This window comes from Streptomyces sp. NPDC102270 (assembly GCF_044766405.1).
In the GTDB taxonomy this organism is placed as follows: Bacteria; Actinomycetota; Actinomycetes; order Streptomycetales; family Streptomycetaceae; genus Streptomyces.
This window is the reverse complement of the sequence record NZ_JBIWLX010000003.1, coordinates 209342-224364: the sequence shown is the minus strand read 5'-3', so window position 1 is coordinate 224364 and position 15023 is coordinate 209342. Positions and strand designations below refer to the sequence as shown.

Genomic DNA, 15023 nt, shown 5'->3' with positions numbered 1-15023 from the left:
CCTCATCCAACGGAAAACAAGTTCGGCTACCACAGAGATACCGGCCGAACGAGGCAGGAGCCGAACGCATCGAGGAGACGTCGTGTGCAGCCACCAGCCCCCGTGCCCCAGCGTCGACAGCCCCGACCACCACACCGCGGTCATTGTCTCGGCCCATCCCGAACAGGGCTGGAGCCTGCTGTGCGACGGCACCATCGTCTTCGACGACACCGGTGAGCTCCTGCCGGACGGACGCGTCGTGAGCCCACACCGCACGCCCGGCGCGCTGGCCACGGCCTGAGTCAGTACCGTTGCGCCTTCGTCAGCCTGGGCGTCAGCGCCGGTTCGGCAGGCTTGCGGCTGATGGCGACCGGCTGCACCTTCTCCCCCGGCTTCAGGTCCTCCGCGCCGACGTACCGGGTCTCCACCACCTTGCCCGACGCGTCGAGGAAGTCGACCTGGACGGCGTACGAGGCTGTCTTGTCGGTCTTGTTGGTGATGGTGACGACGACGGCGAGCAGGCCGCCCGTCTCGGAGCGCGGCTTGCCGGTCATGGTGACCTCGGACATGGCGTTGCCCTGTCCGTCGACCTTGGCGAGCTCGGTCCGCGCGGCCTTGTTGGCGCGTTCCGTCTCGGCGGAGACGGAGGCCTCGAAGGAGGAGGCGGCCGCCGAGGCGGACGCGGCCCGCTCGGAGGCCTGGGCCCGCACCGAGGCCTTGACGGACTCGAGCGCGGAGGCCGCGTTGCCGGAGAAGGAGGCCGTGTCCGGGGCGGACGGCGTCACGGAGGACGACGAGGAGCCCCCGGAGCCGTCGTCGCACGCCGTCAGCGTGAGCGTGCTCGCGGCGGCCAGGGCCACGGCGAGGGCGGCGATCCGGGACCGTCCGTGGGGTGACGGTGTGCTCATCGACTGATGTCCTCTCGACTCCGGCGTCGACACTTGGGCGAAATGAACCCTATGCCGGAATTAAGAGCGAGGCATGTCGTCGCCCACCCACGGACCACCCACGGACCACCCGGGCTGTCAGGCCTCGTCGCGGGCGAGGGCGAGCAGCCGGTCCAGCACGCGGGGGCCGCCCGCGCGGACGCCGTCGTGCTCGAACTCGTCCGTCACCCAGGTGCGCAGACCGCGGATCGCCCGGGCGGTCTCCAGGGAGTGGGCCGTGTCGACGTACATGTCGTCGTGGTAGACGGCGGCGGCGACCGGGACCTCGTTGGCGGCGAGGCGGGCCGGGTCGTACAGGGGCTGCCAGCCGGTGCGGGCGGCGAGGAGTTCGGCCGTCTCGCGCAGCGGCCGCAGGGCCGGGTCGCAGTCGAACAGCCAGGGGTGGATGGACTCCCCGGTGAACAGCAGCGGCTCGTCGCCGGCGAGGGACTTGGCCGCGTCGAACTGCGGGAACTCGGCGCGCACCCGTTCGGCCGACCAGGCGGTGGGCCGCTCGTCCTGGCCGTAGGTGGCCTCGTGGACGAGGGCGTACAGCGGGTGGGCAGCGTACGAGAGGAGGCCCTGGACCTCTTCCTGGAACGCGTCGGAGAGTTCCGGGCCCCGCGGCGTGCGGACGAAGGCGTGCTCCAGGAGGTAGTGCAGGCGGTGGCTGCCCTCGCCGCCGCCGAGGAGGATGCCGAGCGACTGGAAGGCCTCGACGGTCAGCCGGTATCCGTTCGGCAGGGTCACGTCGTGGGTGAGGAGGTGGTCGGCGATACGGCGGGCCCGCTCGACGTCCTGCGGATAGCGGGCGTAGTGCGCGGCGACCTTGCGCTCCACGCGCGGGTAGGCGGCCCGGTAGACGTCGTCGGCGTGGGCGTCGAGGGAGGGCAGGCCGCCGGTGATGACGGCGGCGGCGAGGCCCTCGGGGGCGAGGGACAGATAGGTCGTCGCGCAGAAGCCGCCGAAGCTCTGGCCGAGGACGGTCCAGGGGGCGCCGCCGGTCACCTGGGCGCGGATCGCCTCGCAGTCGCGGACGATGGAGTCGGCGCGGAAGCGGGCCAGATAGTCGGCCTGTTCGGCGGGGCCGCCGCGCAGCGGGAGCGTCTGACGGTTGGCGGGCGTGGAGTGGCCGGTGCCGCGCTGGTCGAGCAGCAGGACGCGGTACTCCTTCAGGGCCCGGCCGAACCAGGCTCCCTTGCCGACGAAGCGGTTCGCCCCGAAGCCCGGGCCGCCCTGGAGATAGACCAGCCACGGCAGGTTCTGGCCCGCCTTGTCGCTCGCCACGGCCTCGCGGGCGTAGAGCTCGATCGTCTCCCCGGCCGGGTCGTCGTGGTCGAGGGGGACGGTGAAGCTGCGGTCGGTGAGGACGAGGCCGGGCTGGCGGTAGGTCGCGGTCAACAGGGCTCCCGGGACGGACGGATTCTTCAGGCGCGTCCCAGTTCAGCACATGTTCGTCCGCCGGCCGACCCCTTCGATCATGAAATCTTACTGACTCGCGGGTCAGCGGGCCGCCAGGCTGGAGCGCCGCACCACCAGTTCGGGCTGCAGCACCACCCGGCGGTGGTCGTGGCGCTTGCCGTTGGTCTCCGCCTCCTCCAGGAGCAGTTCGGCGGCCAGGGCGCCCATGGTGACGGCGGGCTGGCGGACCGAGGTGAGGGGGACGGCCGCGGCGGCGGCGAACTCGATGTCGTCGTAGCCGACGATGGCGAGGTCGTCGGGGACCGTGATGCCGGCCGCGTACATGGCCTGCAGGACGCCGAGGGCGAGCAGGTCGTTGGCGCAGAACACGGCGGTCGGGCGGTCGGCGAGGCCGAGCAGGCGGGCGCCGGCGTCCCGGCCCGCGGCCACGTCGAGCCGTTCGGTGGGCAGCTCGCGCAGGTTCTCGGGGCCCAGGCCCGCCTCGGCCAGCGCGGTGAGGGCGCCGGTGCGGCGGTCGCGGACCTGGTTGAGGCCGGGCGGGCCGCTGACGTAGGCGATGGAGCGGTGCCCGGCGTCCACGAGGTGGCGGACAGCCAGGGCGCCGCCGGCGACGTCGTCGACGGAGACCGAGCACTCGGTGGTGCCCTCGGCGACCCGGTCGACGAGGACGAAGGGGATGCCGTGGCGGCGGAAGGAGTCGATGTTGCGGCCGGAGGCGTCGGTCGGCGTGAGCAGGACGCCACGGACCCGCTGCTCGGCGAAGAGGGACAGGTACTCCGCTTCCTCGCTCGCGCTCTGGGCGCTGTTGCAGACCATCACGCCGAGGCCTTCCTCGCGGGCGGCCCGTTCGGCGCCGCGGGCGACGTCGACGAAGAAGGGGTTGCCCATGTCGAGCACGAGCAGACCCATGATCCGGCTGCGGCCCGCTCTCAGCTGGCGGGCGGACTCGCTGCGGACATAGCCGAGCCGGTCTATCGCGGACAGGACGCGCGCCCGGGTCTCGGTGGCGACGGAGTCCGGACGGTTGATGACGTTCGAGACCGTGCCGACGGAGACTCCGGCGGCGCGGGCGACGTCCTTGATACCCACCGACTGGGCCATCGGGCAGGGACCTCCAGGAAGACGGGGGCGACAGGACGACCTTCACATTATCGTCGAGTCGCCCCCACACCGGTCACGATCAGGCAGGCAGTGCGAAGTCGACGACGTGGAGCGCCGAGGGGGTCGTGCCGCTCGACTTCTCCTGGTACATGAACGACAGCACGTTGTCCTGTGCGATCCGCATCTCGTCGATCACGACCTCACCGAAGGCGTTGAGACCGCTGCCGTCGAACAGGATCTTCCAGTCGGTGTACCCGGACGCCTTGGAGGCGGCGGCGATCCGGCCGAACGGGAAGATCGCGTAGGCGTTGTCGTACTTGTCGAGGACCAGCTTGGTGCGCTGGCTGGAGCCGAGCACGACCGGGATCTCGGTCTTCTGCCAGGTGCCCGAGGAGTTCTTGCGGACGTGGAAGGCGCGGCCGTTGGCGGTGCGGTCGGAGACGTAGTTCGTGGTGCACTGACCGAAGCGGCCCGGCACGTACGAGATGATCGCGTGCGGCAGGCCGGAGGAGTCGGTGAACTGGCTCTCCTGGTTCATCAGGGAGTGGTCCGGGTTCAGCGCGTCGATGACCAGGCCGCTGTCGGTCACGGCGACCTTGTCGGAGCCGCCGGTGGTGCCGACGACGGTGCCGGCGTTGGTGCGCCAGGTGCGGCCGCGGTCGTCGGAGTAGACGTAACCGGTGTCGTGGTTGGTGATGCCGCCGCTGGAGCACATCACGGCGGCGCTCTGCTCGCGCCAGGTGAAGAAGGAGTGCAGCCGGCCGTTCTTGTCGTAGTCGATGCCGTGCAGGTACATGTTGCGGGCCGTCGAGGAGCCGTGCTCGCTGGTGTAGGTGCCGGTGGAGGCGGACCACTCGCCGAGGTCGGTCCAGGCCGAACCGTCGTACTCCGCCAGGGCGTTGCGGCCGTTGCCGGATATCCCGCGCCGGTAGCTGAGCTGGAGCTTGCCGTCCGGGGTGGAGACGAACTGCGGGTAGGTGAACTGCGACGTGAGGGCCACGCCGTCCAGAGTGGACTGGGGTGCGCCGAACCGGGCGGCGGTCCAGCTCAGTCCTGACGGGTTGTCCATGAGACCGGCGACCGACTTGACGTAGGTGAAGCCGTCGCTGTGCGAGTCCATGTTGAGGTGGAGGCGGCCGTCCACCTTGGAGACGCCCATGGAGATGACGTTGTGGGAGTCACTGGTCTTGAGGGTGTGTCCGACCTGGACGGTGGACCAGGTGCCCCCGCCGAGGACACGGCGGCCGACGACGGCGTTCTTGTCGGCGGTGTACCAGACGGCGTACTGATAGCCCTTGTAGGTCAGCAGGCCGTTCTTCTGGAACGAGTTGTTGTTGACGAGACCGTCGTAGGAGACGAAGAAGACGGCCTGGCTGTCGAGCGTGGTGGTGCCGGTCCGGGTGACGGAGGGACCGGGGTCGGCGGCGCGGGCGGTGCCGCCGGTGAGCGCGGTGGTGGACATGGCGGACACGATGGCACCTGCGAGCAGTGTGCGTCTTTTCATGGTGCGGCTCCTGCGGTCCTGATGGGGAGGTTTCAGGCGAGGTGGAACACCTCGGTGAGCGGTTTCATCGCCTCGTCGGGGCGGGCTCCGTCGAGGGACTCGAAGAACTCGCCCATCTCGGCCTGCCAGCGGGCGTTGACCTCGGTGGCTTCCATACCGGCCTTGGCGGCCTCGAAGTCCTCGGTCTCCAGATAGCCGACGAGCAGGCCGTCGTCGCGCAGGAAGAGCGAGTAGTTGTGCCAGCCGGTGGCCGAGAGTGCGTCGAGCATCTCCGGCCACACGGCGGCGTGTCGTTCGCGGTACTCGGCGAGCTTGTCCTGACGGACCTTGAGGAGGAAACAGACGCGCTGCATGAAGTACCGCTCCGCAACTAGAAGTTGAACTGGTCGATGTTCTTGGCGGTGAACACGGTCGGCTTGCCGAGGTTGATCACACCGTCCTTGCCGATGGTGTACGTGGTGCCGCCGGCCTTGAAGGTCTCGCCCTCCTTGCCGGTGATCTGGCCGGAGACCAGGGCGACGGCGGTCTGGGCGGCCAGTGCGCCGAGCTTCGCCGGGTCCCACAGCTCGAAGCCCTCGACGGTGCCGTTCTTGACGTACTTGCGCATGTCGTTGGGGGTGCCGAGGCCGGTCAGCTTGACCTTGCCCTTGTACTTGGAGCCGGAGAGGTACTGGGCCGCGGCCTTGATGCCGACGGTGGTCGGGGAGATGATCCCCTTCAGGTTCGGGTACTCCTGGAGCAGGCCCTGGGTCTGCTGGAAGGACTGCTGGGCGTCGTCATTGCCGTAGGCGACCTTGACGAGCTTGATGTTCTTGTACTTCGGGTCCTTGAGCTCGTCCTTCATGAAGTCGATCCAGGTGTTCTGGTTCGTCGCCGTCTGCGCGGCGGACAGGATCGCGATCTCGCCCTTGTTGCCGATCTGCTCGGCGAGCAGCTGCACCTCGGTGCGGCCCAGGTCCTCGGCCGAGGCCTGCGACACGAAGGCGTTGCGGCAGTCGGCCTTGGTGTCGGAGTCGTAGGTGACGACCTTGATGTCGTTCGACATGGCCTGCTTCAGGGCGGTGCACAGGGCGCCCGGGTCCTGCGCGGACACGGCCATGGCGTTCACCTGCTGCTGGGTGAGCGTGTTGACGTAGGAGACCTGCCCGGCGGTGTCGGTGGCGCTGGACGGACCGACCTCCTTGTACTTCGAGCCCAGCTCCGTCAGGGCCGCCTCGCCGCCCTTGTCGGCGGAGGTGAAGTAGGGGTTGTTGACCTGCTTGGGCAGGAAGCCGACGGTCAGGCCCTTCTTGGTGGCCGCGTTCGGGTCCGCCTTGGCGGTGGAGGCCGCCGAGGCGCCCTCGTCCTGCACGTCCTTCTTGGTGGTGCCGCCGCACGCGGTGAGCGCGAGGGCGAGGGAGGTGCCGGCGGCGAGGGCCGCACAGGAACGGCGGAGGGATGACTTACGCATGACGGATCTTCCTTACGAGGGTGAGCGGATACGAGGTTTCCTTGGGGCTTCCGGACCTATGCGGCCGGGGTGGGCGCCTTGGACGCCGGTGTCGAGGCGGCTCGGCGGCCGGCCCTCGCAACCGAGATCTGCCGTGCGACCCGGGGGCCGAGCACGGAGAGGACGAGGAGAACGCCGGTGACGACGATCTGGGACTGGGCGGAGACGTCCTTGAGGCTCATCACGTTCTGCAGTGCGCCGAGCAGGAAGACTCCCGCGATCGCGCCGCCGAGCGTGCCCTTGCCGCCGTCGAAGTCGATGCCGCCCAGCAACACGGCTGCCACGACGGAGAGTTCGAGCCCCGTGGCGTTGTCGTAGCGAGCGCTGGCGTAGTGCAGGGCCCAGAAGATGCCGGTGAGCGAGGCCATCAGGCCCGTCACCGTGAACAGGATCAGCTTCTGGCGCTTGACCCGGATGCCCGCGAAACGCGCCGCCTCCTCGCTCGCGCCGGTCGCGAACACCGACCGCCCGAACGGCGTGGCGTGCAGGACGACCACGGCGATCGCGAGCAGGACCAGGAAGGGCAGGAAGGCCTGCGGGATGAACGTGTCCCCGACCCGCCCCGCCGCGAAGTTCAGGTACTGCGTGGGGAAGTCGGTCACCGCGTCGGAGCCGAGCACGATCTGTGCGATGCCCCGGTAGGCGGCGAGGGTGCCGATGGTGACGGCGAGGGAGGGCAGGCCCAGCCGGGTCACGAGCAGGCCGTTGACCAGGCCGCACACCACACCGAGGACGAGGCAGATCGGGATGATCACCTCGATCGTCAGGCCCTGGTTCCACAGGGCGCCCATCACCGCGCCGGACAGGCCGGCCGTGGAGGCGACGGAGAGGTCGATCTCGCCGGAGACCACGAGCATGGTCATGGGCAGGGCGATCAGCGCGATGGGCAGGGTGTTGCCGATCAGGAACGACAGGTTGAGGGCGTTGCCGAACCCGCCGACGGTCCCGAAGGACAGCAGCAGCACGACGATGAGCAGCGCGCCGACGACCGTGTCCCAGCGGATCGCACGCGTCAGGGAGTCAGGCATGGCGGGCGTTCCTCTTCTTCAGGGCCAAGGCCACGCGCAGCGCGACGATCCGGTCGACCGCGATGGCGAGGATGAGCAGGATGCCGTTGATGGCGAGCACCCACACCGAACTGACGCCGAGGGCGGGCAGCACGCTGTTGATGGAGGTCAGCAGCAGGGCCCCGAGAGCCGCGCCGTAGACGCTGCCGGAGCCGCCGGTGAAGACGACACCGCCGACCACGACCGCGCTGACGACGGTCAGTTCGTAGCCGGTGCCGGTGCCGGAGTCGACGTTGCCGAACCGGGCCAGGTACATCGCCCCGGCGAGGCCGGCCAGGCCGCCGCAGAACGTGTACGCGGCCAGGATCCGCTTGCGCACCGGGATGCCGGCGAGCCGTGCGGCCTCGGGATTGGAGCCGAGTGCGTACAGCTCCCGTCCGCTGCCGAAGTGCTTGAGGTAGTAGGCGGTGGCGATGAGCACCGCGAGCGCGATCAGGGCCAGCCAGGGCACGGCGGAGATGCCGCCGGAGCCGAAGTTCACGAAGCTGTCCGGGAGGTCGGCCGCCGTGATCTGGCGGGAGCCGACCCAGATGGAGTCGATGCCCCGGATGATGTAGAGCGTGCCGAGGGTGACCACGAGCGCGGGCACCTGGCCGAGGCTGACGAGGAGGCCGTTGAGCAGGCCGAACCCGATGCCGAGCAGGACCGCGAGCACGATCGCCACGACGGGGTTGCCGCCGCCCTGGAGGTAGGTGCCGGCGGCGAAGGCGCTGATCCCGAGGGTGGAGCCGACCGAGAGGTCGACGTTCCTCGTGATGACGACCAACGACTGGCCGGTGGCGACCAGGACCAGGATGGTGGCGTTCAGCAGCAGGTCCTTGATGCCCTGCTCGGTGAGGAAGTCGCTGTTCCCGATCTGGGTGACGACGATCATCACCAGGAACACGGCCAGGATGGCGAGCTCGCGCATCTTGAAGACGCGGTCGACGAGCCGGGTGGCACCGGCCTTCGGCACCTCTGCGGGAGGGGCCTGCTGGGGGGTGGTGACCGTCATGCGGCGGCCCTCCCGGTGGCTGCGGCCATCACGGTTTCCTCGGTGGCGTCGGAGCGCGGGATCTCGGCGGTGAGGCGGCCCTCGTGCATCACGAGCACGCGGTCGGCCATGCCGAGGATCTCGGGCAGGTCGGAGGAGATCATCAAGATGGCCACCCCGTCGGCGGCCAGCTCGCTGAGCAGCCGGTGCACCTCGGCCTTGGTGCCGACGTCGATGCCGCGGGTCGGCTCGTCGACGATGAGCACCTTGGGGCCGGTGGCCAGCCACTTGGCGAGGACGACCTTCTGCTGGTTGCCGCCCGACAGGGTGTTGACGGTGTCGGCGATCCGGGCGTACTTCACCTGGAGCTTGACGGCCCAGTCGAGGGAACGGCTGCGTTCGGCGCCGCGGTCCATGAGGCCCGCCTTGACGGTCGCACGGAGGCCGGTGAGGCCGATGTTGCGCTCGATGGACATGTCCATCACGAGGCCCTGGGCGCGCCGGTCCTCGGGGACCAGGGCGAGCCCTGCGGCCATCGCGGTCGAAGGGGCGCCGTTGACCAGCGCCTTTCCGTCCACGGAGACCTCGCCGGCGTCCCAGCGGTCGATGCCGAACACGGCTCGGGCGACTTCGGTACGGCCCGCTCCGACGAGGCCCGCGAGGCCGACGATCTCGCCCTGCCTGACCTCGAAGGAGACGTCGGTGAAGACGCCCTCCCGGGTCAGCCTGCTCACCGTGAGCGCGACCTCGCCGGGGCGTACGTCCTGCTTGGGGTAGAGCTCGTCGAGGTCACGGCCGACCATGCGGCGGACGAGGTCGTCCTCGGTCATGCCCTCGATCGGCTCGCTTGCGATCCAGGCGCCGTCGCGCAGGGTGGTGACCGTCTGGCAGATCTGGAAGATCTCCTCCAGGCGGTGCGAGATGAACAGCACCGCGGCGCCCTGCTCTCGGAGCGCCTTGACGACGCCGAAGAGACGCGCCACCTCGCTGCCGGTCAGGGCCGCGGTGGGCTCGTCCATGATCAGGACGCGGGCCTCGAAGGACAGCGCCTTGGCGATCTCGACGATCTGCTGGTCGGCGATGGACAGGCCGCGTGCCGGGCGGTCGGGGTCGAGTTCGACCCCGAGGCGCTGCATCAGGGCCAGGGTCGCGGCGTGCGTGGCCTTGTGGTCGATCCGTCCGAGGGCGCGCCTGGGCTGGCGGCCCATGAAGATGTTCTCGGCGATCGACAGGTCGGGGAAGAGCGTGGGCTCCTGGTAGATGACGGCGATCCCGGCGTCGCGGGCGTCGCCGGGGCCGTGGAAGACGACCGGCTGACCGTCGAGCAGTACCTGGCCGGTGTCCGGCCGGTGCACTCCCGCGAGGGTCTTGATGAGGGTCGACTTGCCCGCGCCGTTCTCGCCGGCGAGGGCGTGCACCTCCCCGGGAAACAGCTCCAGGGAGACGTCCCGCAGGGCGCGAACCGCGCCGAAGGACTTCGAAATGTCCCTGAGCGCGAGAACCGGGGCCGGACCCGTGGTGGACGGGTGGGTCATTGGGGGCTCCTCGACGACGCCGGCGGGACGGCCCTCACGGCGTCGTGAAAGGTTTCAACTTGGTTGCCGGGACGTTAGACATGCCGCGCATGTCACGTCAATGGGTTCGTGTCGAAAAAGTTTCGATGAACTCAGGTCACAGTGGAGTCACGGGCAACAGCCTTGGTCGCAGGGGTTGACACCCTCGCGTGACCCCCATACTTTCCCGTCTTGAATCGTTTCACAGGGAAGCAGTTCGGACAGCCCTCAAGACCCGACGTCACAGGAGCCTCAAGTGACCGAGCTCACCGCGGTGAAGGCCGCTCTCAAGACCCAGGCCGTCGAGACGCCGTCGTGGGCGTACGGGAACTCGGGAACCCGCTTCAAGGTGTTCGCCCAGCAGGGCGTACCGCGCACACCGCAGGAGAAGCTGGAGGACGCGGCGCAGGTGCACGCGTTCACCGGAGTGGCCCCGACCGTGGCCCTGCACATCCCCTGGGACAAGGTCGAGGACTACGCCGCGCTGGCGAAGTTCGCCGAGGAGCGGGGCGTGAAGCTGGGCGCCATCAACTCCAACACCTTCCAGGACGACGACTACAAGCTGGGCAGCATCTGCCATCCGGACGCCTCGGTGCGGCGGAAGGCTCTCGATCATCTGCTGGAGTGCGTCGACATCATGGACGCGACCGGCTCCCAGGACCTGAAGCTGTGGTTCGCCGACGGTACGAACTATCCCGGCCAGGACGATCTGCGGACCCGGCAGGACCGGCTCGCCGAAGGTCTCTCCGAGGTGTACGACCGTCTGGGCGACGGCCAGCGCATGCTGCTGGAGTACAAGTTCTTCGAGCCGGCGTTCTACTCGACGGACGTGCCGGACTGGGGGACGGCGTACGTGCACTGCCTCAAGCTCGGGCCCAAGGCGCAGGTCGTCGTCGACACCGGGCACCACGCTCCCGGCACCAACATCGAGTTCATCGTCGCCACGCTGCTGCGCGAGGGGAAGCTCGGCGGGTTCGACTTCAACTCGCGGTTCTACGCCGACGACGACCTCATGGTGGGGGCGGCTGATCCGTTCCAGCTGTTCCGGATCATGTACGAGGTCATCCGTGGCGGGGGCTTCACGCCCGACGTCGCCTTCATGCTCGACCAGTGCCACAACATCGAGGCGAAGATTCCGGCCATCATCCGGTCCGTCATGAACGTCCAGGAAGCGACGGCGAAGGCGCTGCTGGTCGACCGGGACGCTCTTGCCGTGGCTCAGCGGGAGGGGGATGTTCTGGAGGCGAACGCGGTGCTGATGGATGCGTACAACACGGATGTGCGGCCGCTTCTCGCCGAGGTGCGGGAAGAGAGGGGACTGGACGCCAATCCGATGGCTGCGTATCGGCGGTCCGGGTGGGCGGAGAAGATCATCGCCGAGCGTGTTGGCGGGGAGCAGGCAGGTTGGGGCGCGTAAGCGTCTGCCGGGTTTCTGTTCGTTACGGGGTGCGGGCCGGTTCGTGGCTGGTCGCGCAGTTCCCCGCGCCCCTCAAAGCATCTCCCTAGCCCTTTTCCAGATAGGACTGAAAGTTCATGGCAACCCACCCCGAAGCCGCCGCCCTCCTCGCCCGGTCCCGTCGGCTTGGCTCCGATCCCCGTAACACCAACTACGCCGGCGGCAACGCGTCCGCCAAGGGCACCGGCACCGATCCCGTCACCGGTGGTGACGTCGAGCTGATGTGGGTCAAGGGGTCCGGGGGTGACCTCGGGACGCTGACCGAGGCGGGACTGGCCGTGTTGCGGCTGGACCGGATGCGGGCGCTCGTCGATGTGTACCCCGGTGTCGAGCGCGAGGACGAGATGGTCGCCGCCTTCGACTACTGCCTGCACGGCAAGGGCGGGGCGGCTCCCTCCATCGACACCGCCATGCACGGCCTGGTCGAGGCCGCCCATGTCGATCATCTGCACCCCGACTCCGGTATCGCGCTCGCCTGCGCCGCCGACGGGGAGAAGCTGACCGCCGAGTGTTTCGGCGACACCGTCGCCTGGGTGCCGTGGCGGCGGCCCGGGTTCCAGCTGGGACTGGACATCGCCGCCATCAAGGCCGCCAATCCGCAGGCGATCGGCGTCGTGCTCGGTGGGCACGGGATCACCGCCTGGGGGGACACCGCCGAGGAGTGCGAGCGGAACTCGCTGCACATCATCCGCACGGCGGAGGCGTTTCTCGCCGAGCGGGGGAAGCCAGAGCCGTTCGGTCCGGTGATCGACGGCTACGAGGCCATGGAGCCCTCGGAGCGGCGCGCACGGGCCGCCGCCCTCGCACCGCACGTCCGAGCCCTCGCCTCCCAGGACAAGCCGCAGGTCGGGCACTTCAACGACTCGGAGCCGGTGCTCGAATTCCTGGCGCGGGCCGAGCACCCCCGGCTCGCCGCGCTCGGCACCTCCTGCCCCGACCACTTCCTGCGGACCAAGGTGCGGCCGCTCGTCCTGGACCTGCCGCCGACGGCCCCTCTGGAGGAGGCCGTCGCGCGCCTCGAGGAACTGCACGCCGAGTACCGGGACGAGTACGCCGCCTACTACCAGCGGCACGCCCTGCCCGACTCCCCCGCCATGCGCGGTGCCGACCCGGCGATCGTGCTGATCCCGGGTGTCGGCATGTTCTCCTTCGGCAAGGACAAGCAGACCGCCCGGGTCGCCGGCGAGTTCTACGTCAACGCGATCAACGTGATGCGGGGCGCCGAGGCCGTCTCCTCCTACGCCCCCATCGAGGAGTCCGAGAAGTTCCGCATCGAGTACTGGGCGCTGGAGGAGGCGAAGCTTCAGCGGATGCCGAAGCCCAAGCCGCTCGCCACGCGGGTCGCGCTCGTGACGGGCGCGGGCAGCGGGATCGGCAAGGCCATCGCGCAGCGCCTGGTCGCCGAGGGCGCGTGTGTGGTGGTCGCGGACCTCAACACCGAGAACGCGGAAAGCGTCGCGGAGGGGCTCGGCGGGCCCGACAAGGCCGTCGCCGTGACCGTCGACGTCACCTCCGAGGAGCAGATCGCCGAGTCGTTCCGCACCGCGGTGCTGGCCTTCGGCGGCGTGGACCTCGTGGTCAACAACGCGGGCATCTCCATCTCCAAGCCGCTCCTGGAGACCTCCGCCAAGGACTGGGACCTCCAGCACGACATCATGGCGCGCGGTTCCTTCCTGGTGTCGCGGGAGGCGGCCCGGGTGATGATCGCGCAGAAGCTGGGCGGCGACATCGTCTACATCGCGTCCAAGAACGCCGTGTTCGCCGGGCCCAACAACATCGCCTACTCCGCCACCAAGGCCGACCAGGCCCACCAGGTGCGGCTGCTGGCCGCCGAGCTGGGTGAGCACGGCATCCGCGTCAACGGCGTCAACCCCGACGGTGTGGTGCGCGGCTCCGGCATCTTCGCCGGGGGGTGGGGTGCCAAGCGGGCGGCCGTGTACGGCGTGGAGGAGGAGAAGCTCGGCGAGTTCTACGCCCAGCGGACCATCCTCAAGCGCGAGGTGCTCCCCGAGCACGTGGCCAACGCCGTGTTCGCGCTGACCGGCGGGGAGCTGACGCACACCACCGGGCTGCACGTCCCGGTCGACGCCGGCGTCGCGGCCGCCTTCCTGCGATGAGCGCGAGCGTGAAGTCGTACGCCGCGGTCGACCTCGGCGCGTCCAGCGGACGTGTCATGGTCGGCCGCGTCGGCCCCGACAGCCTGGAGCTGACGGAGGCACACCGGTTCGTGAACCGTCCGGTCCGGGTCCCGGAGGGCCTGCGCTGGGACATCCTCTCGCTGTACGGAGGTGTCCTGGACGGGCTCAGGGCGGCCGGTCAGGTCGACTCCGTCGGCATCGACAGCTGGGCCGTGGACTACGGGCTGCTGGACGCCGACGGGGCGTTGCTCGGCAACCCGGTGCACTACCGGGACTCCCGTACCGAGGGGGTCGCGCAGAAGGTGTGGGCGACCGTGCCCGCACCGGAACTCTATGCGGCGACCGGCTTGCAGCACGCGCCCTTCAACACGCTGTACCAGCTCGTCGCCGACCGTCTCACCGGCGCGCAACGGCTGTTGCTGATCCCCGATCTGCTCACCTACTGGCTGACCGGCGAGCAGGGCACCGAGCTGACCAACGCCTCGACCACCCAGCTGATCGATCCCCGCACGCGCGGGTGGTCGTACGACATCGCCGAGCGGGTCGGGATCGACCTGGACCTGTTCGCACCGCTGCGGCAGCCGGGCGATCCGGCGGGACTGCTGCGGCCCGAGGTGCTGGAGGAGACCGGGCTGCGCGGGCCGGTGCCGGTGACGGCCGTCGGGTCGCACGACACCGCCTCCGCGGTGGCCGCCGTCCCCGCCTCCGGTGAGCGGTTCGCCTACATCTGCACCGGCACCTGGTCCCTGGCGGGCCTGGAGCTCGACGCGCCGGTGCTGACGGAGGAGAGCCGGGCCGCCAACTTCACCAATGAGCTGGGGCTCGACGGCACGGTCCGGTATCTGCGGAACATCATGGGGCTGTGGCTGCTCCAGGAGTGCGTACGGGCCTGGGGCGACCCGGACCTTGGCGAGCTGCTGCTCGAGGCGGCCAAGGTGCCGGCGCTGCGGTCGGTGGTGGACGCTTCCGATCCGGTCTTTCTCCCGCCGGGGCGGATGCCGGAGCGGATCGCCGAGGCCTGCCGTGCCTCGGGACAGCCGGTGCCCGTCTCCCCCGCCGAGGTCACGCGCTGCATCCTCGACTCGCTGGCCCTGGCCCACCGCACGGCGGTGGAGGAGGCGCAGCGGCTGGCCGACCACCCCGTGGACGTCGTGCACGTCGTCGGGGGCGGGACGCGCAACGCCCTGCTGTGCCAGCTGACCGCCGACGCCTGCGGGCTGCCGGTGGTGGCGGGACCGACCGAGGCGGCCGCGCTCGGGAACGTCCTGGTGCAGGCCCGGGCCCACGGCCTGGTGGGCGACCTCGCGGGCGGGCGCGAGCTGCTCACCCGTACGCAGCCGCTCACGCGGTACGAGCCGCAGGGCGACACCGCGCGCTGGCGTGCGGCGCAGGCCCGGCTCGCCGGGGCCTGACCC

13 protein-coding genes are annotated in these 15023 nt (G+C 69.9%); 4 read left to right on the top strand and 9 right to left on the bottom strand.

The window, feature by feature from the left end:
- The first annotated feature begins 82 nt into the window (after positions 1-82).
- Positions 83-280 (top strand): DUF5999 family protein, encoded by a 198-nt coding sequence (locus ACIRP7_RS06400; protein ID WP_403654644.1) that lies wholly within the window; start codon positions 83-85, stop codon positions 278-280.
- A 1-nt stretch (position 281) separates the two neighbouring features.
- On the opposite strand, the gene ACIRP7_RS06395 is transcribed toward ACIRP7_RS06400, so the two are convergent.
- From ACIRP7_RS06395 to ACIRP7_RS06355, 9 genes are all read right to left on the bottom strand, one after another.
- The gene (locus ACIRP7_RS06395) at positions 282-887 is read right to left on the bottom strand and encodes an FxLYD domain-containing protein (protein WP_403654642.1); all 606 of its coding nucleotides are present in this window, start codon (positions 885-887) and stop codon (positions 282-284) included.
- A 117-nt stretch (positions 888-1004) separates the two neighbouring features.
- Positions 1005-2306: an alpha/beta fold hydrolase gene (locus ACIRP7_RS06390; RefSeq protein WP_403654640.1), complete on the bottom strand. Its 1302-nt coding sequence runs from the start codon at positions 2304-2306 to the stop codon at positions 1005-1007.
- A gap of 102 nt (positions 2307-2408) precedes the next feature.
- On the bottom strand, positions 2409-3428 hold the full coding sequence (locus tag ACIRP7_RS06385) for a LacI family DNA-binding transcriptional regulator (protein WP_403654638.1): 1020 nt from the start codon (positions 3426-3428) through the stop codon (positions 2409-2411).
- Positions 3429-3507: 79 nt separating this feature from the next.
- Positions 3508-4932, bottom strand: a complete 1425-nt coding sequence (locus ACIRP7_RS06380) for a BNR repeat-containing protein (protein WP_403654636.1) — start codon at positions 4930-4932, stop codon at positions 3508-3510.
- 32 nt (positions 4933-4964) lie between these two features.
- Positions 4965-5285 (bottom strand): L-rhamnose mutarotase, encoded by a 321-nt coding sequence (locus ACIRP7_RS06375; RefSeq protein ID WP_062040203.1) that lies wholly within the window; start codon positions 5283-5285, stop codon positions 4965-4967.
- 17 nt (positions 5286-5302) lie between these two features.
- Entirely contained in the window at positions 5303-6382 is a 1080-nt protein-coding gene (rhaS, locus tag ACIRP7_RS06370) for a rhamnose ABC transporter substrate-binding protein (RefSeq protein ID WP_403654634.1), read from the bottom strand.
- A gap of 56 nt (positions 6383-6438) precedes the next feature.
- On the bottom strand, positions 6439-7449 hold the full coding sequence (locus ACIRP7_RS06365) for an ABC transporter permease (RefSeq protein ID WP_403654632.1): 1011 nt from the start codon (positions 7447-7449) through the stop codon (positions 6439-6441).
- A complete protein-coding gene (locus tag ACIRP7_RS06360; RefSeq protein WP_403654630.1) occupies positions 7442-8482 on the bottom strand; it encodes an ABC transporter permease in 1041 nt (346 codons plus the stop codon). The genes ACIRP7_RS06365 and ACIRP7_RS06360 overlap by 8 nt, the downstream gene beginning before the upstream one ends.
- Positions 8479-9996, bottom strand: a complete 1518-nt coding sequence (locus tag ACIRP7_RS06355) for a sugar ABC transporter ATP-binding protein (RefSeq protein WP_403654628.1) — start codon at positions 9994-9996, stop codon at positions 8479-8481. Before ACIRP7_RS06355 ends, ACIRP7_RS06360 begins: the two co-directional genes overlap by 4 nt.
- A 274-nt stretch (positions 9997-10270) precedes the next feature.
- On the opposite strand from ACIRP7_RS06355, the gene rhaI reads away from it, so the two are divergent.
- The 3 genes from rhaI to ACIRP7_RS06340 all read left to right on the top strand — a co-directional run bounded on the left by rhaI (position 10271) and on the right by ACIRP7_RS06340 (position 15020).
- The gene (gene rhaI / locus ACIRP7_RS06350) at positions 10271-11431 is read left to right on the top strand and encodes an L-rhamnose isomerase (protein ID WP_403654626.1); all 1161 of its coding nucleotides are present in this window, start codon (positions 10271-10273) and stop codon (positions 11429-11431) included.
- A 116-nt stretch (positions 11432-11547) separates the two neighbouring features.
- The gene (locus ACIRP7_RS06345; RefSeq protein ID WP_403654624.1) at positions 11548-13587 is read left to right on the top strand and encodes a bifunctional aldolase/short-chain dehydrogenase; all 2040 of its coding nucleotides are present in this window, start codon (positions 11548-11550) and stop codon (positions 13585-13587) included.
- A complete protein-coding gene (locus ACIRP7_RS06340; RefSeq protein ID WP_403654622.1) occupies positions 13584-15020 on the top strand; it encodes a rhamnulokinase family protein in 1437 nt (478 codons plus the stop codon). The genes ACIRP7_RS06345 and ACIRP7_RS06340 overlap by 4 nt, the downstream gene beginning before the upstream one ends.
- The last annotated feature ends 3 nt before the right edge of the window (positions 15021-15023 follow it).

Bases quoted from the DNA above. Each gene is read 5' to 3' on its own strand.
- ACIRP7_RS06380 (WP_403654636.1), bottom strand. From the start codon at position 4,932: ATGAAAAGACGCACACTGCTCGCAGGTGCCATCGTGTCCGCCATGTCC.
- ACIRP7_RS06360 (WP_403654630.1), bottom strand. From the start codon at position 8,482: ATGACGGTCACCACCCCCCAGCAGGCCCCTCCCGCAGAGGTGCCGAAG.
- ACIRP7_RS06385 (WP_403654638.1), bottom strand. From the start codon at position 3,428: ATGGCCCAGTCGGTGGGTATCAAGGACGTCGCCCGCGCCGCCGGAGTC.
- ACIRP7_RS06345 (WP_403654624.1), top strand. From the start codon at position 11,548: ATGGCAACCCACCCCGAAGCCGCCGCCCTCCTCGCCCGGTCCCGTCGG.
- ACIRP7_RS06365 (WP_403654632.1), bottom strand. From the start codon at position 7,449: ATGCCTGACTCCCTGACGCGTGCGATCCGCTGGGACACGGTCGTCGGC.
- ACIRP7_RS06355 (WP_403654628.1), bottom strand. From the start codon at position 9,996: ATGACCCACCCGTCCACCACGGGTCCGGCCCCGGTTCTCGCGCTCAGG.
- ACIRP7_RS06340 (WP_403654622.1), top strand. From the start codon at position 13,584: ATGAGCGCGAGCGTGAAGTCGTACGCCGCGGTCGACCTCGGCGCGTCC.
- ACIRP7_RS06395 (WP_403654642.1), bottom strand. From the start codon at position 887: ATGAGCACACCGTCACCCCACGGACGGTCCCGGATCGCCGCCCTCGCC.
- rhaS (WP_403654634.1), bottom strand. From the start codon at position 6,382: ATGCGTAAGTCATCCCTCCGCCGTTCCTGTGCGGCCCTCGCCGCCGGC.
- ACIRP7_RS06375 (WP_062040203.1), bottom strand. From the start codon at position 5,285: ATGCAGCGCGTCTGTTTCCTCCTCAAGGTCCGTCAGGACAAGCTCGCC.